Origin of the sequence: Nocardia arizonensis (assembly GCF_001310275.1) — a bacterium.
Taxonomy (GTDB): Bacteria; Actinomycetota; Actinomycetes; order Mycobacteriales; family Mycobacteriaceae; genus Nocardia; species Nocardia arizonensis.
On sequence record NZ_LGYZ01000065.1, the window covers coordinates 10,651 to 32,945 of the forward strand.

General features: G+C 69.6%; 22 protein-coding genes and 1 other RNA gene. 10 read left to right on the plus strand and 13 right to left on the minus strand.

Annotated elements, in window-relative coordinates; all coding sequences use genetic code 11:
* Positions 1-17: 17 nt before the first annotated feature.
* The 3 genes from APZ21_RS11725 to APZ21_RS11735 form a co-directional block, all read right to left on the minus strand.
* Positions 18-3,047, minus strand: coding sequence for a bifunctional [glutamine synthetase] adenylyltransferase/[glutamine synthetase]-adenylyl-L-tyrosine phosphorylase (locus tag APZ21_RS11725; RefSeq protein ID WP_054813313.1), 3,030 nt, complete (start codon positions 3,045-3,047; stop codon positions 18-20).
* Positions 3,048-3,103: 56 nt separating this feature from the next.
* On the minus strand, positions 3,104-4,444 hold the full coding sequence (locus tag APZ21_RS11730) for a glutamine synthetase family protein (protein ID WP_054813314.1): 1,341 nt from the start codon (positions 4,442-4,444) through the stop codon (positions 3,104-3,106).
* 155 nt (positions 4,445-4,599) lie between these two features.
* A complete protein-coding gene (locus tag APZ21_RS11735; RefSeq protein ID WP_054813315.1) occupies positions 4,600-6,144 on the minus strand; it encodes an alpha/beta hydrolase in 1,545 nt (514 codons plus the stop codon).
* Between the two features lie 208 nt (positions 6,145-6,352).
* Between APZ21_RS11735 and panB the strand changes: the two genes are divergently transcribed.
* The 4 genes from panB (at position 6,353) to APZ21_RS11755 (ending at position 9,657) form a co-directional block, all read left to right on the plus strand.
* The gene (gene panB, locus APZ21_RS11740; protein ID WP_054813409.1) at positions 6,353-7,210 is read left to right on the plus strand and encodes a 3-methyl-2-oxobutanoate hydroxymethyltransferase; all 858 of its coding nucleotides are present in this window, start codon (positions 6,353-6,355) and stop codon (positions 7,208-7,210) included.
* Between the two features lie 134 nt (positions 7,211-7,344).
* The gene (locus tag APZ21_RS11745) at positions 7,345-7,806 is read left to right on the plus strand and encodes a hypothetical protein (RefSeq protein ID WP_054813316.1); all 462 of its coding nucleotides are present in this window, start codon (positions 7,345-7,347) and stop codon (positions 7,804-7,806) included.
* Entirely contained in the window at positions 7,806-8,768 is a 963-nt protein-coding gene (gene pip, locus APZ21_RS11750; RefSeq protein ID WP_054813410.1) for a prolyl aminopeptidase, read from the plus strand. The genes APZ21_RS11745 and pip overlap by 1 nt, the downstream gene beginning before the upstream one ends.
* 4 nt (positions 8,769-8,772) lie before the next feature.
* Complete coding sequence (locus tag APZ21_RS11755; RefSeq protein WP_054813317.1) at positions 8,773-9,657, plus strand: CHAD domain-containing protein; 885 nt, start codon at positions 8,773-8,775, stop codon at positions 9,655-9,657.
* Here the strand turns inward: APZ21_RS11755 and APZ21_RS35565 are convergent.
* Together APZ21_RS35565 and APZ21_RS11765 are read right to left on the minus strand one after the other, a co-directional pair.
* A complete protein-coding gene (locus APZ21_RS35565; protein WP_063125192.1) occupies positions 9,654-9,935 on the minus strand; it encodes a hypothetical protein in 282 nt (93 codons plus the stop codon). The genes APZ21_RS11755 and APZ21_RS35565 overlap by 4 nt on opposite strands.
* Before the next feature lie 3 nt (positions 9,936-9,938).
* Positions 9,939-10,328 (minus strand): hypothetical protein, encoded by a 390-nt coding sequence (locus APZ21_RS11765; RefSeq protein WP_239476588.1) that lies wholly within the window; start codon positions 10,326-10,328, stop codon positions 9,939-9,941.
* Positions 10,329-10,701: 373 nt separating this feature from the next.
* Here APZ21_RS11765 and APZ21_RS11770 point away from each other — a divergent pair, with 373 nt between their 5' ends.
* Positions 10,702-11,097 (plus strand): hypothetical protein, encoded by a 396-nt coding sequence (locus tag APZ21_RS11770; protein WP_054813320.1) that lies wholly within the window; start codon positions 10,702-10,704, stop codon positions 11,095-11,097.
* Positions 11,098-11,149: 52 nt separating this feature from the next.
* On the opposite strand, the gene rnpB is transcribed toward APZ21_RS11770, so the two are convergent.
* Positions 11,150-11,574, minus strand: an RNA gene (rnpB, locus tag APZ21_RS12305) — RNase P RNA component class A.
* Positions 11,575-11,649: 75 nt separating this feature from the next.
* Between rnpB and APZ21_RS11775 the strand changes: the two genes are divergently transcribed.
* The 3 genes from APZ21_RS11775 to APZ21_RS11785 all read left to right on the plus strand — a co-directional run bounded on the left by APZ21_RS11775 (position 11,650) and on the right by APZ21_RS11785 (position 13,545).
* Positions 11,650-12,537: an alpha/beta hydrolase gene (locus APZ21_RS11775; RefSeq protein WP_054813411.1), complete on the plus strand. Its 888-nt coding sequence runs from the start codon at positions 11,650-11,652 to the stop codon at positions 12,535-12,537.
* A gap of 122 nt (positions 12,538-12,659) precedes the next feature.
* Complete coding sequence (locus APZ21_RS11780) at positions 12,660-13,046, plus strand: hypothetical protein (RefSeq protein WP_156371008.1); 387 nt, start codon at positions 12,660-12,662, stop codon at positions 13,044-13,046.
* Between the two features lie 7 nt (positions 13,047-13,053).
* Positions 13,054-13,545, plus strand: a complete 492-nt coding sequence (locus tag APZ21_RS11785) for a hypothetical protein (RefSeq protein WP_156371010.1) — start codon at positions 13,054-13,056, stop codon at positions 13,543-13,545.
* A gap of 184 nt (positions 13,546-13,729) precedes the next feature.
* Here the strand turns inward: APZ21_RS11785 and APZ21_RS11790 are convergent, their stop codons facing one another.
* The 6 genes from APZ21_RS11790 to cobC all read right to left on the minus strand — a co-directional run bounded on the left by APZ21_RS11790 (position 13,730) and on the right by cobC (position 19,906).
* Positions 13,730-14,434, minus strand: coding sequence for a chymotrypsin family serine protease (locus APZ21_RS11790; protein ID WP_082393027.1), 705 nt, complete (start codon positions 14,432-14,434; stop codon positions 13,730-13,732).
* 299 nt (positions 14,435-14,733) lie between these two features.
* On the minus strand, positions 14,734-15,873 hold the full coding sequence (locus APZ21_RS11795; RefSeq protein ID WP_054813324.1) for a bifunctional RNase H/acid phosphatase: 1,140 nt from the start codon (positions 15,871-15,873) through the stop codon (positions 14,734-14,736).
* 119 nt (positions 15,874-15,992) lie between these two features.
* Positions 15,993-16,730, minus strand: coding sequence for a zinc ribbon domain-containing protein (locus APZ21_RS11800; RefSeq protein WP_054813412.1), 738 nt, complete (start codon positions 16,728-16,730; stop codon positions 15,993-15,995).
* 150 nt (positions 16,731-16,880) lie between these two features.
* Complete coding sequence (locus APZ21_RS11805; RefSeq protein ID WP_054813325.1) at positions 16,881-17,525, minus strand: hypothetical protein; 645 nt, start codon at positions 17,523-17,525, stop codon at positions 16,881-16,883.
* A gap of 139 nt (positions 17,526-17,664) precedes the next feature.
* Entirely contained in the window at positions 17,665-18,789 is a 1,125-nt protein-coding gene (locus APZ21_RS11810; RefSeq protein WP_054813326.1) for a Nif3-like dinuclear metal center hexameric protein, read from the minus strand.
* A gap of 73 nt (positions 18,790-18,862) precedes the next feature.
* Positions 18,863-19,906: an Rv2231c family histidinol phosphate aminotransferase CobC gene (cobC, locus tag APZ21_RS11815; protein ID WP_054813413.1), complete on the minus strand. Its 1,044-nt coding sequence runs from the start codon at positions 19,904-19,906 to the stop codon at positions 18,863-18,865.
* A gap of 44 nt (positions 19,907-19,950) precedes the next feature.
* On the opposite strand from cobC, the gene APZ21_RS11820 reads away from it, so the two are divergent.
* A complete protein-coding gene (locus tag APZ21_RS11820; protein WP_054813327.1) occupies positions 19,951-20,451 on the plus strand; it encodes a low molecular weight protein-tyrosine-phosphatase in 501 nt (166 codons plus the stop codon).
* Positions 20,451-21,311, plus strand: a complete 861-nt coding sequence (locus APZ21_RS11825; protein WP_054813328.1) for an SURF1 family cytochrome oxidase biogenesis protein — start codon at positions 20,451-20,453, stop codon at positions 21,309-21,311. Before APZ21_RS11820 ends, APZ21_RS11825 begins: the two co-directional genes overlap by 1 nt.
* Here the strand turns inward: APZ21_RS11825 and APZ21_RS11830 are convergent.
* A complete protein-coding gene (locus tag APZ21_RS11830; RefSeq protein ID WP_054813329.1) occupies positions 21,308-22,240 on the minus strand; it encodes a cobalamin biosynthesis protein in 933 nt (310 codons plus the stop codon). The two genes, APZ21_RS11825 and APZ21_RS11830, sit on opposite strands and share 4 nt — an antisense overlap.
* Positions 22,241-22,295 lie beyond the last annotated feature (55 nt).

Genomic DNA, 22,295 nt, shown 5'->3' on the forward strand with positions numbered 1-22,295 from the left:
CCGGGCACGTCGTCCGGTCAGGCTCCGAAAACGCGCTCCACCACTGCTTTCGCGCGCCGGGTGATGCGCATGTAGTTGTCCAGGAACTCACTGCCGTCGTCATTGGGCCACCCCGCGACGCGGGCCACCGCCGAGAGCAGACGGCCCGGGCCCGGCAGTTGGTCGGTGGCCTTGCCGCGCACCAGGACCAGTGCGTTGCGCGCCTTGGTCGCGGTGAGCCAGGATTCGCGCAGCAGTGCCACATCCGAGGAGTCGAGCAGGCCGTTCTCCTCGATGACATCCAGCGACTGGAGCGTCGAGGTGTTGTGCAGTCCCTCGATGCGGTGCGCGTGACGCAGCTGCATGAGCTGCACGGTCCACTCGATATCGGCGAGTCCGCCGCGGCCGAGCTTGGTGTGCGTGGCCGGGTTCGCCCCGCGCGGCAGCCGTTCGGAATCCACCCGCGCCTTGATGCGGCGGATCTCCCGGACGGCCTCGGCGGAGACACCGCCCCGCGGATAGCGCACCTCGTCGATGACGTGCAGGAAGCGCACGCCCAGTTCCTGATCCCCCGCGACCTGATGGGCGCGCAGCAGGGCCTGAACCTCCCACGGCTGGGCCCACTGCTCGTAGTAGGCGGCATAGGCGGCCAGGGTGCGCACCAGCGCGCCGTTGCGGCCCTCGGGGCGCAATCCGGCGTCCACGTGCAGCGGTGGGTCGGTACTCGGCGCCCCGAGCAGCCGCTGCACCCGTTCGGCGACCGAATTGGACCATTTCACGGCCTTGGTCTCGTCGACGCCGGGGCGCGGATCGCAGACGAACAGCACGTCGGCGTCCGATCCGTAACCGAGTTCGTGTCCGCCGAGCCTGCCCATGCCGATGACCGCGAAATCCGCGGGGGCGGGTTCACCGTTCTCGGCCTCGTCGGACCGGATCACCGCGGCCAGCGCGGCATCGAGCACCGCGATCCAGACCGAGGACAGCGCGCGGCAGACCTCGGGCACGTCGAGCATGCCGAGCAGATCCGCCGAGGCCACCCGCGCGAGTTCGTGCCGTCGCAGCGACCGCGCCGCGGCCACCGCCCGCTTGGGGTCGTCGTAGCGCGCGGCGGCGGTGAGGATTCCGCGGGCGACGTCCTCGGTCTTGGCGCTGAGCAGCAGTGGTCCGGTGGGGCCGTCGGCGTACATGCGGATGGTGTCGGGCGCGTTGATCAGCAGATCCGGCAGATATTCCGAGGAACCGAGCACGATCATGAGCCGCTGGGCGATGGCGCTCTCGTCCCGCAGTTCGCGCAGAAACCAGATCTGGTCGTCCAACCCCTCCGAGACGCGGCGGTAGGCCAGCAGTCCGGCATCGGGATTCGGTGTGTCACCGAGCCATTCGAGCAGAGTGGGCAGCAGCAGCGCCTGGATGCGGCCCTTGCGGGACACGCCGCCGGTGAGCGCCTTGAGATGTCCGAGCGCGTGTTCCGGCGCCACGTAACCGAGGGCGGCCAACTGGCGGATCGCGGCGTCGGGACTCAGGCGCAGAGCGTCGGAATCCAGTTTCGCGACCGACTCGAGCAGCGGCCGGTAGAACAGCTTCGCGTGCAGCCGCCGCACCCGCACCGCGTTGCGGCGGATCTCCGAGCCCAGGACACCGACCGCGTCCTGGCGGCCGTCGGGCCGGATGTGGGCGGCGCGGGCCAGCCACCGCATACCCTCCTCGTCGTCGGCGGCGGGCAGAGTGTGGGTGCGCTTGAGGCGCTGCAATTGCAGCCGGTGTTCGAGCAGGCGCAGGAACTGATAGGAGGCGGTCAGGTTCGCGGCGTCGTCGCGGCCGACGTAGCCGCCCGCCGCCAGCGCGGTGAGCGCCTCGACGGTGCCCGGGACGTGCAGCGAATCGTCGACCCGCCCGTGCACCAATTGCAGTAGCTGCACGGCGAATTCGACATCGCGCAGGCTGCCGTGGCCGAGTTTGAGTTCACGCTCGCGCAGATCCTCGGGAACCAGATCCTCCACCCGCCGACGCATGGCCTGCACGTCGGCGACGAAATCGGGGCGCTCGGAGGCCGACCACACCATGGGCATGAGCGCCTCGCGGTACCGGCGGCCGAGTTCGAGATCGCCGGTCATCGGGCGGTTCTTCAGCAGCGCCTGGAATTCCCAGGTGCGCGCCCACCGCTTGTAGTAGGCCAGGTGCGAGTCCAGGGTGCGCACCAGCGCACCGGCCTTGCCCTCCGGCCGCAGCGCCGCGTCGACCTCGAAGAACGCCTGACTGCCGACGCTCATCATCTCCGCGGCCAACCTGGTCGCGGTGGGATCGGCGGGTTCGGCGACGAAGACGACGTCGACATCGCTGACGTAGTTCAGTTCCCGGGCGCCGCATTTGCCCATGGCGATGACGGCCAGACGCACCTGGCACGGTCCGTCCTTGCACACCCGGGCCACCGCCACCGCGAGCGCCGCGGTGAGTGCGGCATCGGCCAGATCCGTCAAGTGCTGTCCGACGACCTGATACGGCAGCACCGGCTCGTTCTCCACGGTTGCCGCCAGATCCAGCGCGGCAAGCAGCATCAATTGGTCGCGGTAGCGCCTGCGCAGCCGTTCGGGCACCTGCGGATCGGCGTCGCCCGCGCGATACAGCAGTGACTCGGGCGCCCGGCCGTCCGGCGTCGGCGGCGCGGGTTCGGGCACCGCGGCGACCACGTCGAGCAGTTCGGCCCGCAGTTCGTCGCGATCGGGCAGCGTCTTGCGTTCGAGGATGTGCCAGGACGACGGATCGGCGACCAAGTGGTCGGCGAAGGCGCTGGACGAGCCGACGAGCGCGAAAAGCCGACCGCGCAGCGAGGTATCGGTGCGGATGGCCGAATCCAGTGCGGCCCAGTCGGTTCCGAGGTGCTCGCGCAACCGCATGAGAGTGTGCAACGCGAGATCGGCGTCGGGGGAACGCGACAGCGCCCAGAGAACGGGAACAGCTTCCACATTGTCCCAGCCCAATTCGCGCAGCGAATCGGCCGCGGTCGGCTCGAGCAATCCGAGCCGACCGACACCTGGCACAGCGGAGCGGGCAGACGGTGGCCGGACCATGACACCCAAATTACAGGGTCGACCGCGTCAGGAGCGCTCCGCCGTCGGACCCGGCCTTACAGCCCGATGTACTCCCGCAACTCGTACGGTGTCACCTGACTGCGGTAATCCGCCCACTCCCGGCGCTTGTTGCGCAGGAAGAAATCGAAGACGTGTTCACCGAGGGTTTCGGCGACCAGTTCGGAACGTTCCATCGCCTGCAACGCCTCGTCGAGGGTGCCCGGCAGCTCGCGGAAGCCCATGGCGCGGCGTTCGGCGACCGTCAGCGACCACACGTCGTCCTCGGCCTCCGGCGGCAGCGTATAGCCCTTCTCGATGCCGCGCAGACCGGCCGCGAGCAGGACCGCGAAGGCGAGGTACGGGTTGCAGGCCGAATCAGGACTGCGGATCTCGACACGCCGGGAAGAGGACTTGTTCGGGGTGTACATCGGCACGCGCACCAGCGCCGAGCGGTTGGAACGACCCCAGGAGGCCGCCGTTGGCGCCTCGCCGCCGTGGATCAGGCGCTTGTAGGAATTCACCCATTGGTTGGTGATGGCGCTGATCTCCGGCGCGTGCTCGAGGATGCCCGCGATGAAGGCGCGCGCGGTGCCGGAGAGGTTGATCGGGTCGTCGGGATCGGCGAAGGCGTTCGCCTCGCCCTCGAACAGGCTCATGTGGGTGTGCATGGCCGAACCCGGATACTCGGCGAACGGCTTGGGCATGAACGTGGCACGCACGCCCTCGTCGATGGCGACTTCCTTGATCAGGTAACGGAAGGTCATCACATTGTCGGCCATCGACAGCGCGTCGGCGTAGCGCAGGTCGATCTCCTGCTGGCCGGGCGCGCCCTCGTGATGGCTGAACTCGACGGAGATACCCATCGATTCCAGTGCGTCGATGGCGTGGCGGCGGAAATTCGGCGCGGAATCGTGCACGGCCTGGTCGAAGAAGCCGCCCGCGTCGGCGGGCCGCGGCGGCGTGCCGTCCCGCGGGCCGTTCTCGAGCAGGAAGAATTCGATCTCCGGGTGGACGTAGCAGCTGAAGCCGACATCGCCCGCCTTGTTGAGCTGACGGCGGAGCACATGGCGTGGATCGGCCCAGGACGGCGACCCGTCGGGCATGGTGATGTCGCAGAACATGCGCGCCGAATGCTGGTGCCCCTTGCTGCTGGCCCAAGGCAGCACCTGGAAGGTGGACGGGTCGGGGCGGGCGACCATATCGGCTTCGGACACGCGAGCGAAGCCCTCGATGGCCGAACCGTCGAAACCGATACCCTCCTCGAACGCGCCTTCCAGTTCGGCGGGCGCGATGGCAACCGACTTCAAATATCCCAGCACATCGGTGAACCAGAGCCGCACGAAGCGGATATCCCGCTCTTCGAGCGTCCGCAGCACGAATTCCTTCTGGCGATCCATGTCCGCGAGAGTAAAGACCCGGCGTTAAATCCGTGTTACATACAGGCTCAGGTTTGCGATGACGGTGCCCGAGCGGCTTTCCGGTATGAAGTTCGCGCCCGAACAGTCACGATTGTGAGGTTCGACGCGGAACGGACACGCCCGCGGGCCCGACCTCAGCACGTCAGTCCGCTCGAGGGTTCGACCAGGTCGGTGAGGTAGGCGATGACCGCGCCGTCCAGACATTCGTCACCGGCGACCAGCGCGGCGGTATGCCGGTTGCCACGATAGGTGATCAAGACGGCGTTCAGTTGCCGGGCCAGGTCGACGCCCGCCTGATACGGGGTGGCCGGATCGTCGGTGGTCGAGACCACCACCGTGCGCGGCAATCCGGCGACCGAGAGCCGATGCGGGTCGCTGGTGTTGGGCACCGGCCAGCTCGCACACAGTTCCAGCGGGGCGGCCCCGGTGCCGCGGCCGTCGTCCAGGAACGGCGCGGCCTTGCGGTATTCGCTGTCCTGGCGACCCACCACGGCCGGATCGAGTACGCGCGGATCGTCCACGCAGCGAATCGCGTTGAAGGCGTCCTGGGTGTTGTCGTAGCTGCCGTCCGCGCGGCGACCGTCGTACATGTCGGCCAGTTGCAGCAGGGTGTCGCCCCTACCGGAGCGCAGTTCGTCCAGCCCCGTGGTCAGCACCTGCCACATCTCGTCGCTGTAGAGCGCCTGCTGGACGCCGGTGATGGCGTCGCCGTAGCCGAGACCGCGCGGGTCCTCGGTCGCCGCGGGCTTGGTCAGCAACGGGTTCACCAGTTCCCGGAATCGCGCGACCGCGGCGCTCGGGTCGGCGCCGAGCGGGCAGTCCGATCTCGTCGCGCAGTCGGCGGCATAGGCGTTGAACACGCCCTGGAAGCCCGCGGCCTGGCGCAGCGATTCCTGCACCGGATCCTGCGCGGAGTCGACCGCGCCGTCGAGGACCATCGCGCGCACGCGGTCGGGGAACTTCTCGGCGTAGGCCGAGCCGAGGCGGGTGCCATAGGAGTAGCCGAGATAGCTCAGCGCCGGGTCGCCGAGGACTGACCTGATGACGTCCATGTCCTGGACCACCTCGCGGGTGCCGACGTGGGCGAGGAAATCGACTCCGGTCCGCTCGGCGCATTTGCCCGCGTAGTCCCGGTTGTCGGCCTCGGCGTAGGCGATGCCCTCCGGGGTGTTGTCCGGCGGGGTCTCGGCGCGTTCGGCGTCGGCCTCGCGCGGAGTGAGGCACACGATCGACGGCGTGGACGAGCCGACCCCGCGCGGATCGAAACCGACCCGGTCGAAGTGTTCGGCCAGCGGCGTGCGCCCGGCGATGCCGACCATCGAGAGTCCCGATACGCCGGGGCCGCCGGGATTCAGCAGCAGCGATCCGTACTTCTGCCCGGAGGCGGGAATACGCGAGAGCGCGAGCTGGGCGGTCGCGCCCTCCGGGCGGGCGTAGTCCACCGGCACCGTGATCCGGGTGCAACGGGCACTCGGCGGGAACCGGTCGTCCGCGTCGCCGAAGTCCTGGCACGAACCCCACTGCGGTACCTGGCTGTAGAAGCGCTCCAGTCCGGCGGGCGCGGGAGGCCGCGGGACCGGCTCGTCGCGCGACGCCGCGCAACCGGCCGACAACACGAGCAGTGCCACCGCCGCCAGAACCCGCCCCAGCGACGCGCGCCCGCTTCGTACCCGACCCATGACGACGATACTGCCAGGAGTTTGCCGCGCCGCCGGCATCAGCCGATGCCCGCCCCGCGGGCGCCGCGCGTCGACGGGCGCGCTTCTGTGACCAATTGCACCAGGTACCGGCCCTGGTCCGCCCTCGAGGCGGGTGGCACACTGGAGCCGTCAAACAACCCGGGGACCCGTTCGGGCCTCGAGGCGACAAGTAGCGAAAGGGACGATGATGTCCGTATCCGAATCGGAAACCCCTGCCTACGGCGGCGCTGCGGCCGAGCCCGAGAAGCGGGCACGCAAGACACGGGTGCATCACCTCCAGCAGATGAAGTCCGAGGGCGAGCGCTGGTCCATGCTCACGGCCTACGACTACTCCACCGCGCGCCTGTTCGAAGAGGCCGGAATCCCGGTGCTGCTGGTCGGCGACTCCGCGGCCAATGTCGTGTACGGCTACGACACCACCGTGCCCATCACGGTGGAGGAGTTGATCCCGCTGGTCCGCGCCGTCGTGCGTGGCGCGCCCCATGCCCTGGTCGTGGCCGATCTGCCGTTCGGCACCTACGAGTCCGGCCCGCAGCAGGCGCTGGCGAGCGCAACCCGCTTCATGAAGGAGGGGCAGGCGCACGCGGTCAAGCTGGAAGGCGGCGAGCGGGCCGCCGAGCAGATCGCGCACATCACCGCGGCGGGCATTCCGGTGATGGCGCACATCGGTTTCACCCCGCAGAGCGTCAACACCCTCGGTGGCTACCGGGTGCAGGGCCGCGGCGACGGCGCCGAACAACTCATCGCCGACGCCGTCGCGGTGCAGGAGGCGGGCGCGTTCGCGGTCGTCATGGAGATGGTTCCCGCGGAGTTGGCCGGTCAGGTCACCCGCAAGCTGACCATCCCGACCGTCGGCATCGGCGCGGGCCCCGACTGCGACGCCCAGGTGCTGGTCTGGCAGGACATGGCGGGCTACACCAGCGGCAAGACCGCCAAATTCGTCAAGCGCTTCGCCGATCTCGGCGGCGATCTGCGCACCGCGGCCGCCACCTACGCCGAGGAGGTGCGGCGCGGCACCTTCCCGGGTGCGGAACACAGCTTCTGATCGAATCGGATCGGCCGGGGCCCTCCACGCACCGTCCCGGCCGGTCCGCGCTCTGTCGGCCGATCGTGCCCGCTTGCGGGCGCCGAAAAAATGGCACACTCGAAGCCGACAATTCGAAACGATCAGAGGTACCGATGCCCCATCGCCGATGGCTGTCCCCGCGCGCACCGCTGGCGACGGCCGTGCTCGCTGCCGTTCTCGCCGCCGTGCTCACCGCGTGCGGCACCGCCGAGGACCCGAATCCGACCGGCTCGGCGGGATCGTTGACCTCGACCACCCGTTCCGCCGTCCCCGCCACGGGGGCGCAGCCCACGGGCGCCCGGACGACACCGCCGCAGGTCACCTCCGCCGCGGCCACCGCGCTGTGTGACGCGATCCGCCCCGAACTGTCGAATTTCCGGGTGCAGGGACCGACGCTCGGCCGGATCGGACTGAACCTCATCGTGCATCCATGGGGCGTGCAGAACGGGATCGACGTACTGGGCAACAAGGCCGTCGTGGACACCGTGACTGCCGAGAGCTGCCCGGATGTCCGCCGCCAGACCCTGGAGGCGCTGTCGACGCCGGACCTCGCCACGGTGATCGTCGGTCTGTGATGCGCACGCTCTACCCACCCGTCGATCCGTACGACTCCGGCATGCTCGACGTCGGCGACGGCCAGTCGCTGTACTGGGAGGTCAGCGGCAATCCGCACGGCAAGCCCGTGGTCTTCCTGCACGGCGGACCCGGCGGCGGCACGGCACCGTTCCACCGCCGATTCTTCGACCCGAACGCCTATCGCATCGTGCTGTTCGATCAGCGCGGCTGCGGACGCTCCACCCCGCATCTGGCCGACGGCGCGGATCTGGCGACCAATACGACCTGGCATCTGGTCGCCGATATCGAGGCGCTGCGCACGCATCTCGGCGTCGAGCGCTGGCAGGTGTTCGGCGGTTCCTGGGGCTCCACCCTGGCGCTGTCCTACGCCCAGACCCACCCCGACCGGGTCGCCGAGTTGGTGTTGCGCGGCATATTCCTGTTGCGGCGCAAGGAGATCGACTGGTACTACAACGGCGCGGCCGGCTACGTGTACCCCGAGGAGTGGGAGAAGTTCCTCGCGCCGGTGCCGCTCGCCGAACGCGGCGAGGACCTCGTCGAGGTCTACCACCGATTGCTGCACTCGCCCGATCCCGAGGTCGCCACCGCGGCCGCGGTGGCCTGGTCGAGCTGGGAGGGCGCGACGAGTTCGCTGCTGCCGCAACCGGATCGGGTCGCCGAGACCGCGCAGCCGCGTTTCGCGCTTGCTTTCGCGCGCATCGAGAACCACTACTTCCGCCACGGCGGATTCCTCGACGAGGGGCAACTGCTGCGCGATATCGACACGATCTCCCACATTCCCGGGGTCATCGTGCAGGGTCGCCACGATATCGTCTGCCCGGCGGTGAGCGCCTGGGATCTGCACCGCTCCTGGCCGGGGTCGACACTGCACGTCGTCGACGACGCCGGACACGCCGCCGACGAACCCGGCATCACCCATCACCTGGTCGCGGCGACCGACCATTTCGCGAAAGTGAGTTGATCACATGGGGGTCTCCGCAGGAACAGCGCTGGTCACCGCGCTCGGCGAGGATGTCGATCGGCTGCTGGCCGCCGAGCCCGAGGTGCGTGCGGACGCCTACGATTCCGTGCACCAGATGCGGGTGGCGACCCGGCGGCTGCGCAGTGTGCTGCGCTCCTACCGGACGCTGCTGCGCAAGGAGCCGGTCGCCGAGATGAACGACGAGCTGAAATGGCTGGGCGAACTGCTCGGTGTGGCGCGCGACGCCGAGGTGCGCGCGGATCGTTTCGCCGGTCTGCTCACCGATCGGCTGCCTGCGCGGACTCCCGCCGCGGAGGTCGAGGCGGCCACCGCGCGGCTGGTCACCGCGGAACGGTCACGGTACGAATCCGCGCACGCCGCCATCCTGGCCGCCCTCGACGACAAGCGCTACCGCACCCTGCGCGACCGGCTCGTCCGCTGGCGCACCGACCCACCGCTGCGCGCCGCCCGCGCCGCGGTGCCCGCCGTCGACTTCTTCGCCGTGGTGCTCACCCGAGATCAGGAGCGAGTCGAGGCGCTGGTGCGCGCCGAGCCGACCGTCTCCCCCGCCGACCGGGTCGAATTGCTGCACGACATCCGCAAGAGCGCCAAGCGGCTGCGTTACTCCTGTGAGGCCGCCGAGGCCGTACTCGCCGAAGACGCGAGAACGCCCGGCACACGCGCCAAACGACTCCAGACGGTGCTCGGCGATCACCGTGACGCCGTCGAATCCCGCGAGGTCATCCTCCAACGGTCCAGCGAAGCGGCGGCAGCGGGCGAACCGACTGGCGTCTACGACCGCCTCGCCGAGGCCGAACAGGTCGCGGCCGAACACCAACTCGACCGTTACGCGGCGGCGGCCGAGGCACTCTCGACAACGCGGGCCTAGCGCGAGCACGCCGGGAGCCCGATCCTGCGCGCGACGGGGTCGGCGGCGACCAACCGCACCCGCACGGACCGGCGCCGGCGGATTCGCCACGAATATCTCGGCCGGGCGGTGGGCGTGAAGGCGATACCGGTGCGATCGATCCGGCCGCCCGCGAACGCGTCGAACGCATCGCGGGCTTCCGCGGTGGCCTCGGCCGGATAGGCCGAGGCCGAGCCGAGTTCGGATCTGGTGGCGAGGAAGTCCACCGATGCCGAGACGATCCGCCGGCGCGGTCGCACGCGCTACTGCAACGCCAGCATGGTGCCGTTCAGCTCGTTGAACGGACCGAAGACGGTGAAGGTGACCCGCCCGGTCGGGTAATTCGACGACAGCGCCGCCGCCGAATCCAGCGCCTGGCCGAACGACGCCGCCGACGGGTGCGGAAGACCGGCGATAGCCTGACCGATATGGGACTGATGCACCCATTGGGTATCGGCAGGGCTCAGGTCGACCTGCACACCACCCGGCAGCGGGGTCACCGCGACCGCGCCGGCGGATCCGGCGCCAAGCGTGGCGAAAACCGATGCGGCCCCGGCGATCAGAGCGCCGGCGACCAGAGAACGAACTACCCGCATAGAGTTGAGACCTGCTTCCGCGATCGATGAACGAGAAGACCCGCCGCTGCGCTGCAACGAGTCTTGCCAACGGCGACCACTCTATGACGTCGATCACGTTCTAGGCCAGTTCGCGGGGCAATTCGCGCGCCGACCCGCCCGGCTCCGGCGCGCCGCGCGCGGCTGCTACCGTTCCCGGTCGGGGCGGGCCACGGTTCACCGACGAACGCTCCGAAGTAACCCGTACGTCGAACAATTGGGAGTACCGCACTGATGTCATCGATCATCTTCGACTACCTGACGCCGTTGCTCGGTCCCGAGCAGGCCGCTTACTGGGCTCAGGTATTCCTGATCGAACCGGTCTGACCTCACAGTTTCGGTCCACACACTGGTCGCCTCCCGTTAACCTGACGGGAGGCGACTTTCGTCAGGCGCCGCTAGCATCCGCACCGTGACAAGAACTACCGCCGCTCTCGCGGCCAGTGCCACCGTGTTCGCGCTGCTCCTCGCCGGCTGCAATGACGACACCTCCAACTCCTCCTCGTCGGCATCCGGCGCCGCGTCCTCGGTAGCCAAGGCGGCGGGCGACGTCGCGCAGATCGTCGACAGCACCAAGGCGGGCACCTTCGTGGTCAGCTTCAAGGCCGCTTTCCCCAAGCTGTCGCAGGGCCGCACCGACGCCCAGATCAGCACGATCCTCAACCAGACCTGCGCGGACATCAAGGCGGGCAAGGCCGAGGACGCGACCGTCACGGCGGTCGCCGCGCACGCCAAGAACGGCTCGGTCGAGGCGACCAAGGAAGAAGCGCAGGCCATCTACCAAATGGTCAAGTTGATGTGCGCGTAACGCGCGATATCGGCCGCTCGCCACGCGGCGAGCGGCCGTCCTCGTTCGCGGGCGGACGAGCCGACCTGTAAGCCGGATCCTGTCCCCGGTCGAGACCGGGGGGCGGCCATCCATCTGGACACACCGTCGCCGGGTGCCTCGAGCGGTCCACCCGCAGGCTCGGGCGAGCAGCCCTCGAACACCTGCGCAGCCGCACCGCACGCGGTGCGACCTTCGACCTTGCTCCGGGCGGGGTTTACCTAGCCGCCCCGGTCACCCGGGGCGCTGGTGCGCTCTTACCGCACCGTTTCACCCTCACCTCGTGGCCGTGCACCGCAATGCGCGGCCACGGGCGGTCTGTTTTCTGTGGCACTGTCCCGCGGGTCACCCCGGGTTGCCGTTAGCAACCGCCCTGCTCTGTGGAGTCCGGACTTTCCTCGATGCCGGGCGGCGGCACATCGTGCCCGTTCCCGACGCCGCGGCCGCCCGGTCGGCTCGTCCGCGCACCCAGGGTACGCGATCGGGCAACCACCGATCCACACGCCCGCTACCGACCCAGTACGGTAAATGTTCATGGAACGTGTCGAGGTAGGTTTCACGTCGGGCGGGGAGCAATGCGCGGCGTGGCTTTATCCTCCCGACGGCGTCCCCAAGCCCCGTCCACTGGTGGTGATGGGTCATGGTCTGGGGGGCACGCGGGAGATGGGATTGGACCGGTACGCACGCAGATTCGCGGCCGCCGGGATGGCCGTGCTGATCTTCGACTACCGGCATTTCGGGGCGAGTCAGGGCACTCCGCGCCAGCTGCTGCACATCGCGCGCCAGCGCGAGGACTGGCGCAACGCCATCGCCTTCGCCCGCACCCTGCGCGGTATCGACAAGACCCGGATCGCGTTGTGGGGCACATCCTTCGGCGGCGGCCACGTCCTGTCGGTGGCGCCGGAGGACGATTACATCGCGGCCGTGGTGGCGCAGGTGCCCTTCACCAGCGGATGGGCCTCCGGTATGGCCAAGGGGCCGGTCGGCCTGACCAAGGTCGTCACGATCGCGGCCGCCGACCTGCTGGTGGGGCCGCTGCGCCGGAAACCGGTGCGCATCAAGCTCGCCGGGCGCAAACGGGCGGCCGCGCTCATGAGTGCCTCCGATGTGCCCGAGGGCTACGGGCGCCTGGCCGAGGAGAGCGAGAGCTGGGAGCCGAAGGTGGCCGCGCGCATCGCCTTTCCCGCCTTCTTCGACGCACCGGGCCGCCGCGCGAAGGCTTTGAAGATGCCGGTGTTCTACGCCATCGCCGACCATGATTCGGTCGCGCCGCCGAAGCCGACGCTTCGGGCCGCCGAACGCACCAAACACGCTGTGGTGAAACGGTATCCGGTGGGTCATTTCGACCTGTACTTCGATGACGCGTTCGAGCAGGCGGTCTACGACCAGACCGAGTTCCTGGTCTCGGTGCTGCGCCCGTGACCGACCCGGCGGGACCCGCGGCGCCGGGTCTGCGAGTGGATATCCCCCTCGACACCGCTCCTGAGATCAGGCGGCACATGTAATCTCGAATTGTCGATACCATCCGGCGGGAGGACATGGACATGGTGGACCCGGTATCGGTCGGAATCGCGGCGGCGGCGCTGCTGGCATCCAAATTCGGGGAGGAGCTCGCCCGTGGTGCGGGCGAGGGCGCGTTGACGGCGGTCAAGAGGCTGCGGGAGTTGGTCGCCGCGAAGTTCCGTGGGGATCGGGAAACCGAAAGCGCGATGGACACTCTCGACCAGGCTCCCACGGAGGAAGCCCGCTCGCTGGTGACCAGGCGCATCGCCGATGCCGTTCGCGCGGATCCGGATTTCGGTGCCAGAGTCGAACAGCTGGTGCTGGTTGCGCGCCGGGACCCGGCGGTGGACACATTCACGGCCCAAGCGTTCGACAATGCCAAGCAGGTCAATATCCGAGGTGACAACCTCGGACCGATCACTATGTGACGACCCGATGTTCAACTTTCGTCCCAATGCCTGGAACCGGAGCAGGCAGGTGAACATCGCCGGCCCCAACTACGCCCCCATCAACATGCCGCCGCCACCCCGGAACGAGTACCAGGCGCAACGCGTTGCCGCATTGGCACAGACGTGGCGAGCCCTGTGCGCACTCGAGGAACGGCTTCGGCAGAGAATCACCGGGGAGGACGACAGCGCGTACGACTACAGGCCGCATATCGCCGAGATCAACATGCTGTTGATCCGCAACCGACCGTTCCTCCTCGACGACGAGCTGCACTGGTCCAGGGTGCTGCTCAACTCGGCCGTGGAAATCGATCAAGCGGTCCGCAGCCCCCAGAACAGTGTCGACTCCGACTGGTGGCACACAACGGACATCCAGCCCGATTACCTGGTGGACATCTCGCGGACCATATGGGATCTACAGAAAGCTCATGAATGGCTGGCCCATAGATACGCGCAGGTCGTCAACGGTCAGCACCGATAGCCGACGCTCGCGGGTAGGGGGCTAGACTCCAGCGTTCGATTTTTCAGGCGGCGGTCGATTCCCTTACCGCACCGAGCAATTCCGTCCCCGTCGATGGCCGCGGCGCGCTCACGCCTGACAGGCGCGACCACACCCGCTCACCGTCGCGACCGGTGGGAGGCGACGGTGAGCGGTACGGATCGGGTCAGAGGGTGTGGAATCCCGCTCCGACGCCGCCCCTGGCGTTGACCGCGGCCAGGATGACGTCGATCGGCGCGAAGAAGGCGGGCGAGTGGATCGGGTTGGCGGCCGACGCACACGGCAGGTCGAAGCCGATACCCGCCAGGCCGGTGAGCCTGCCCTGGTTCATGCCGACCAGTTGATCACCGACCGTGACCGGGCCGCCGGAGTCACCGGGCTTGGAGCACGCCTGGTTGACGGTGACCGAATCGTCCAGATTGCCCCAGACCACACCGCAGCCCGGTCCGCTGGTGCGGCCGTTGGAGCAGACCGTGGTGCCGGGTCCGGGCGGGGCGCCGATGCCGTTGATGGTGGTGGCGCCGACATTGCGGACCGGGGTGACCTTCTCGGGATCGAAGAGCAGGACCGCGAAATCCAGGCCCTCCCCGTTGTCGGAGTAGGCCACGACGCCTACGACGCCCGCCTCGAGCCCCTGCTCGGCGCCGAGGCGCGCACCGGTCGGCGCGCAGTGGCCCGCGGTGAGCCCGACGAGCCGACCCGCGCCGTCGTAGCCGATGGCGGTCAGCGAGCACGCGGAGTTGTTGTCGAAGACGATGCCGGAGCTACCTCCGAGCACGACCTTGGCGGGCGCGGCCTGCGCGACACCGGCCAGCGCCGCGCCGAGACCGGCGACGACGGCAGCCGCGGCCGCCAACCCTCTGAATTTCACTTCTACTACTCTCCTTTTCGAAAAACACAGGTCTGCAATCGAATTCGGCCGATCGCGGACCAATCACACCGTGGCGCGCCCGCCGCCACCGGATACGGTGACCGTGCGCGCGTGAGACATCCGCAGCCGCGCTCTCCGCGAACGGCGGACCCACCGACCCCCGACTTCCGGTGAACAAGGGGATACCGGGATTCGAACGGGCGATGCCGGCCCGACACCCGGACGACTCGATCTCGAAATGTCCTACCCCACTTGATCTTCGACCGGCGGTTCACGATATTCCGGTTCCGCCGCCGCGGTCAATTCCCAGCGACCGGTCGATTCAGATACGAGGTGTCGTTCACCAAGCGCACCGACGCACCGCCGTCGGGATAGAACTCCGCGATAGACAGCGACGCCAGATCCAGATGCAGACGGTACAGCAACGACGGCCCGACCCCCAGCGCCAGTTGCAGCAGCGTCTTGATCGGCGTCACATGACTCACCACCACCACGTTCGCCCCGGGATGCAGCGCCACCAGGTCACGGCGCACCCCCTCCACCCGTTCGCGCACCTGGTCGAAGCTCTCCCCGCCGGGCGCGGCCACCGAGGAATCCCCCAGCCAGCGCGTGTGCAGATCGGGATCGCGTTCGGCGGCCTCGAGGAAGGTGAGCCCGTCCCATTCGCCGAAGTCGGTCTCGATGAGCCCGTCGAGCACCCGCACGTCCGCGCCGAGTGCCGCGCCCACCGCGCCCGCCGTCTCGCGCGTGCGGCCCAGCGGCGAACTCACCACGGCCGCGATGTCGCCCTTGTCGGCCAGCATGGCCGCGGCGCGCGCGGCCTGCTCGCGGCCGACCTCGGTGAGCGGCGGATTGCCCCGGCCCGAATACCGGCGCTGCACCGACAGCTCGGTCTGGCCGTGCCGCAACAGCAGCAGTCTGGTCGGGCGACCCTCGGCCCCGGTCCAGCCGGGCGCGGCGAGACTCGGCGCGAGCCTCGACGAGATGCCCTGTCCGGCGGCGCGGGCCGCGCGGACCTCCTCGACCACGGGCGGGTCGTCCATGGCCTCGTTGGCCAGCCGGTCGGCGTGCGCGTTCCGCGCGCGCGGGATCCAGGTGAAGCGCACCCGGTCGAAATCGGCGACCAGGGCGCGGGCCCGCTCGGCCAACGGCACCATCGCGGCGTGCTTGACCTTCCAGCGGCCCGTCATTTGCTCGACGACCAGTTTGGAATCCATGCGCACGTCCACCTCGCGCGCACCGAGTTCGGCCGCCGCCTCGAGACCCGCGATCAGCCCGCGATACTCGGCGACATTGTTGGTCGCGACTCCGAGGAATTCCCGGCGTTCGGCGAGCACTGCCGCGTGCTCGGCGTCGTAGACCACCGCACCGTATCCGGCCGGTCCCGGATTGCCCCGCGAGCCTCCGTCCGCCTCGACGATCACGTGCTCGTTGCCCACTGCCCGAACTCCTCTTCCCGACTTCCGCGGGTCGAACGCGGCGCCACCGCGCCGCTCGACCCCGAGGTCAACCTATCGACCCGGCAGACCGAGGGAGACCGAAACGGCCCACATCGCGGTCACAGCCCCGATTCCTTGGTGCGCACCAGGACCGCCCCGCATTCGGGACAGCGGACGACGACATCGGGAGCCGTCTTGGCGATGCGGGCGATCTCGCCGCGGTCCAGTTCGATCCGGCACGCGCCGCAGCGGCGGGCCTGGAGCAGCGCCGCGCCGACACCGTGTTCGGCACGCTTGCGGTCGTAGATCGCGAGCAGTTCGTCGGGGAACAGCGCGACAAGTCCGGTGCGGTCGGTGTGGCAGCGGTTCTGCGCCACCTCCAGATCAGCGAGCGCCTCGTCGCGGTGCCGCCGCGCGTCCTCGAGTTCCTCCTCGGTGCGGCTCAGCCGCGCGCCCGCGTGATCGTGGTCGGCCGAGGCAGCCTCGCGGCGCTCCATGACCTCGAGCAGTTCGTCCTCGAGCACCGAGCGCCGCCGCTCGAGGCTGCCGAGTTCGTGCTGGAGTTCGGAGAGCTGTTTGGCGTTCACCGATCCCGCCGTGAGCAGGCCACGATCGCGCTCCTCGCGTTTGCGCACCGCGTCGACCTCGCCCTCCAACTTCTTGATGTCGCGATCGAGGTCATCGATACGGATCTCCACCGCGACGGCGGCGTCCTTGTGCGCGTTGCGCTCCCCCTCCAAGCGCGCGACCTCCTGCTGCTCGGGCAGTACGGTCCGGCGATGGGCGATCCGCGTCAGCTCGGCGTCGACAGCGGCGAGCTGGAGCAGCTTGACCTGGATCGATGGTTCGACATTCAACGCGGACAAACTCCTGAACACTGTGGACGGATGGGAGGCAGCCGCACCCGCAGGGGTGCGGACACCGATCCTCAACCGTACCCCGCGGTGTGCCGGATGGACGGTGCGACCGCCCGACGCGGCCGGGGCACGTGTCGGGCATGCGATGGGCTAACTGCCCGCGGCGCGGGTCTTGATGGCGTCGCGCGAGATGTAGACGTCGTATTCGCCCGGCGTGGCGATGACGGCATTGCCGTATGCGGAGCGCACGAAGGGTTCGGTGTACCACTTGCCGTCGCGCATATCGTCGAAGAAGTCGCTGTCCTCGCCATTGACGAAGATCTGGTTCTGGGTGGTGGCGATCCCGTCGAGGCGCTGGCCGTACAGGCGCGTGACACGGTATCCGGAGTGGAAGCCGAGCGCGTTCACCCACGGCTCCAGTTCGACGATATTTGCTTGCAGCACCCACAGATCGCCCTGGACCCGGTATTTCTCCCGGCTGTCGGTCACGCCGTCGTCGCCGTAGAGGGTGAGTTCGACATCCAGTTGACGATCTTGTCCGCCAACCTGTTTCACCGCGACGTGCGCGGCCTTGATCTCACCGCTGAGGCCGAGATAGGTCTGCATCAGTGTCGCCACCCACAGCAATCCCACCGCGACCAGCAGCAATGCCGTACCGCCGATACCTCGTCCGAGCAGCACTCGCGGTCCGACCTTGCGCACCATTACCAGCGCCGAGATGATCAACGTCAACGCGATCAGGATCAGCAGAATCAGGCCGATCTGCACGAACCCGAAATCCACCGGGTAGTTCATGCGGTAGTTGTACCCGCTGCATGGGATCTGATTCGACCCGAACTTCGCGACACACCGGCAACACGCGCTACGAAAAGGATTCCGCGCCTACCACTTCACCATCGGCGCGGGCCGCCGCGGCGCCCGTGCAGCGCCGCGCTCAATGCGTGCCGTCGACGGTCCACGGATCGGTGCGCACCAGGCATACCCGCGTCTCGAGGGCGGGCAGCGCGGTGCGTACGATCGCCTCGGCTTGGGCGCACCAAGGGAATTCGGTGGCCCAGTGCGCGGCGTCGACCAGGGCGGGCCCGCCCGCCCGCAGATGTTCGTCGGTCGGATGATGACGCAGATCGGAGGTGACGTAGGCGTCGACGCCGAGCCGACGCACCACGCTCAGATACGAATCGCCCGCACCACCGCACACCGCCACCGACGAGATCTCACGGTCGGGATCACCCGCGGCGCGCACACCCCAGACCGTCCGCGGCAGTGCGGCGCGGACGCGGGCGGTGAAGGCGCGCAACGTCTCCGGTCGCGGCAGTGTGCCGACGCGCCCGATGCCGACGCCCGCGGGCAGCGGCGCGCGTTCGGTGACGTGATAGGCCGGTTCCTCGTACGGATGGGCGGCACGCAGCGCCGCGAGCACCCGCGCGCGCGCCCCGGGCGGTGCGACCACCTCGATACGATCCTCCTCGACCCGCTCGAGTTCACCGATCGCGCCGGTCGCGGGCTCCGCACCCGCCACCGGCCGGAACTGGCCGACCGACGGTGTCCGAAGCGCGCAGTCGCGGTAGTGACCCGTGCCCCCCGCCCCCGCCGCGAACAGCGCATCCAGCACCCGGTCGGTATCGGCCCGCGGCACCTGAACCGTCCAGTTGTCCACCGCGTCGGCGGATTTGGGATCGAGCGGACCGGTCACGGTGAGACCCAGCGCCGCCGCCAGCGCGTCGGACACACCCGGCGCGGCCGAATCGGCGTTGGTGTGCGCGGTGAACAACGCGCACCCCGACCGGACGAGCCGGTGGATCAACGCGCCCTTCGGGGTGTCGGCCGCCACCGAATCCACCCCGCGCAACAGCAGCGGATGGTGCACCACCAGCGCCTGCGCCCGCCAGTCGACAGCCTCGGCGACGACCTCCGCCGTGGCATCCACGGCGATCAGCACGCGGGTCACCTCGTCGCGGGGATCACCGCACACCAGTCCCACCGAATCCCAGGACTCGGCCAGTTGCGGCGGATAGGCGGCATCGAGCACCCCGATGAGTTGCGCCAGTGTCGTGACCATCGCCTTCTCCCTCGTGCATCCGGGGTCCGCTCCGTCCCCCACGATCCTTCCGCATACCCGCGGCCCGGTCCGACTACCGAATCAGCCCCGTGGCGCGAATGGCGGCGATCAGGCGATCGACCTCGGGGGCGGCGCGCACCGCCACGCGCAGGTCGTTCGGGCCGAGTCCGGGGAAGGTGTCGGCGCGGCGGACGGCGACGCCCCGCTCGGCGAGGAGTGCGCGCAGCAATTCCCCGTGGGGGACCCGGAGCAGCAGGAACGGGCCGTCGGCGGGGGTGTGGACGTGGATGCCGAGGTCGGTGAGTCGCGCGATCATGGACTCACGCTCGCGGCCGATCTCGGCGGCGCGGCGCTGGGCGGCGGCCACGGCGACAGGCTCGGCCGTGGCGGCGATCGCTTCCAGTTGCAGAGCGCCGAGCGGCCAATGCGGCCGTCCGTAGGACAGTTGCGCCAGCAGATCGGGTGCGCCGAGCGCGTAACCGCAACGCAGACCGGCCAGCGCCCAGGTCTTGGTGAGGCTGCGCAGGACAAGGACGTCCGCCGTCGCGGTCGCGGCCACCGATTCCGGTTCCCCGACGGTCGCGTCGGCGAACGCCTCGTCGACCACCACCACCCGCCCGGGCCTGCGCAGCGCCCGCACGGTGTCGGCCGGGTGCAGCACCGAGGTCGGATTGGTCGGGTTGCCGACGACCACCAGATCGGCGTCGGCAGGCACCGCGGCCGGGTCGAGCCGGTACGGCGGGTCGAGGACCACCCGCGTGACGTCGACACCGGCCTGGCGCAGCGCGAGCTCGGGTTCGGTGAACGACGGATGGATCACCGCGGCCCGGCGCGGGGTGAGCTTCGGCAGCAGTGCGAACCCCTCGGCCGCGCCCGCGAGCAGCAACACTTCTTCCGTACTGCGCCGGTGCCGGGCGGCCACCGCGGCACGCGCGGCCACGTCGGCGGCGGCGCTCGGATAGCGGCCCAGATCGTCGAGCACCGCCGTGAGGCGGGCGCGCAACCAGTCCGGCGGGCCGCCGCCCTGGACGTTCACCGCGAAATCGAGCATGCCCGTGCGCGCGTCCACATCGCCGTGGTGGCGCAGTTTCGCGAGATAGACGGGGTCGGTGGGCACGATCACCCACCCTACGTGGCGGCCCGGGTGCGCGACCGGCCAGAATGGCTGTCGTGGGTGAGCTGCACATCTCGTTCGTCTGTACCGGCAATATCTGCCGATCGCCGATGGCGGAGAAGATCTTCGCGCACCGACTGGCCGCGGCGGGGCTGGCCGACCGGGTGCGGGTCACCAGCGCGGGCACCAGCGGCTGGCACGTCGGTGACGACGCCGATCCGCGCACCACCGCGACCCTGCGCAAATACGGCTACCCGGTCGGTCACGAGGCCGCGGCGCTCGGCCCCGATCACCACGGCGCCGATCTGCTGATCGCATTGGACCGCGGCCACGAGCGCGAACTGGCCCGCCTCGGCGTCCCGGCCGAGCGCCGTCGTCTGCTGCGCAGTTTCGACCCGACCGCCGACGGCCCCGACGTGCCCGACCCCTACTACGGCGACGCCACCGATTTCGAACGGGTCCGCGCGCAGATCGAAGCGGCCGTCCCGGGTCTGCTGGACTGGGTGCACGCCGCACTCGCCGAACCGGTCACGGACGGTCCCCGCTGATGCGCAGACTCACCTTCCTGCTGCGCCCGAGCTGGCTCATCCTGGCCGCGGTCGTCGTCGCCTTCGCCTACCTGTGCTTCACCGTGCTCGCCCCGTGGCAACTCGGCAAGAACACCGCGACCTCGCATCGCAACCAGGCCATCGCCGATTCCGTGCGCGCCGACCCGATAGACGTCAGCACCTTGTTCGGCGGCTCCGGCAGCGGCACCGAATGGCGGCGGGTCACCGCCGAGGGCGGCTATCTGCCGAACTCGACCGTGCTGGTACGGCTGCGCCATCTCGACGGCGCGCCCGGCTATTCGGTGCTGGCCGCCTTCAAGACGACCGAAGGGCGCATTCTGCTGGTGGACCGCGGACTCGTCGCAGGCGTTGACGGCACCGCGCGCCCGCCGCGGATCCCCGACCCGCCGTCCGGGCCGCAGCGGCTCGAGGGCCGCGTACGGGTCTCCGAAGGCGTGACTCCGGGGCGGGAACCGCTGACCCAGGACGGTTTCCGTCAGGTGTACTCCATCGACACCACCCAGGCGATGACGGTCATGGAGATACCGCTCACCGCGATTCCGGCCGGTGACCGCGGCGGCTATCTGCAACTGTCGGAGCAGCAGCCGGGCGCGTTCACCCCCACCCCGCTGCCCCAGCTCGACGCGGGACCGTATCTGTCCTACGGCCTGCAATGGCTGGCCTTCGGCATCATGGCCCCGCTCGGCCTCGGCTATTTCGTCTACGCCGAAATACGGGAACGCCGTAAGGAGAAGGTGGCCGCCGCGCCCGCCACCCCCACCGAACCGACCGCGACCGAACCGGCCAACACCGCGCCGCGGGACCGACTCGCCGACCGCTACGGACGCGACGGCGGTTAGCGTCCGCGAATTCGCCCACCGGCCAGCGCGATCCCTGCCGCGACCAGAACCGCCGCGACCTGCACCGCTTCCGACATCCGCACGGCCCGTCGCAGATCGGGAACCGCGGGCGCGGGCCCCGCACCGAGGACCGGCCGCATCTCGACACCGTGCCGGTACTGCGTCCGGCCGCCGAGTCGCACCCCGAGCGCCCCGGCCATCGTCGCCTCGACCACTCCGGCATTCGGACTCGGATGTCCGGCCGCGTCGCGCCGCCAAGCGCGCAACGCGGCGGCGGGCGCACCGCCGACCAGTGGAGCCAGGGCCGCGGTGAGCACTCCGGTGATCCGCGCGGGCGCCAGGTTGGCCACATCGTCGGTGCGCGCCGCGGCCCAGCCGAACCGCAGGTAGCGCTCGTCGCGGTAGCCGATCATGGCGTCGAGAGTATTGACCGCCCGATAGCCGAGCAGCCCCGGCACCCCGGCGACCGCACCCCACAGCAGCGGGGCGACCGTCGCGTCGGAGGTGTTCTCGGCAATGGATTCCAGTGCGGCGCGGGCCAAACCGTCGGCGTCGAGGACCTCGGGATCGCGGCCACACAGCGCGGGCAGCAACGCCCGTGCCGCGGCCAGGTCACCGGATTCCAGTCGGTCGGCCATCCGCCTGCCGGTTTCGGCCAGCGTGTGACCGCCGAGCACGGTCCAGGTCGCCAGTGCGGTCGCGAGCATTCCGCCGCGGCGAGCCAGCACACCGATCCCGACTACCGCGCCCACCGCGATCACCTCGTGCGCGACACCCGCGCCCCGGCGGTCGGCGTATGTGCGCCGCTCGAGTGCCATTGCCGCCGAACCGAATCCGGCCACCGGATGGCCACGGCGCGGATCGCCCAGCACGCGATCGAGCGCGAATCCGAGTAGCAGGCCGGCCGCCGTCGATGTCCCCTTCCGCACCCGGCGAGGGTATCGGTCGCGTTGTCGGCGGGCGCGGCGGGGAATGAAATCGGCG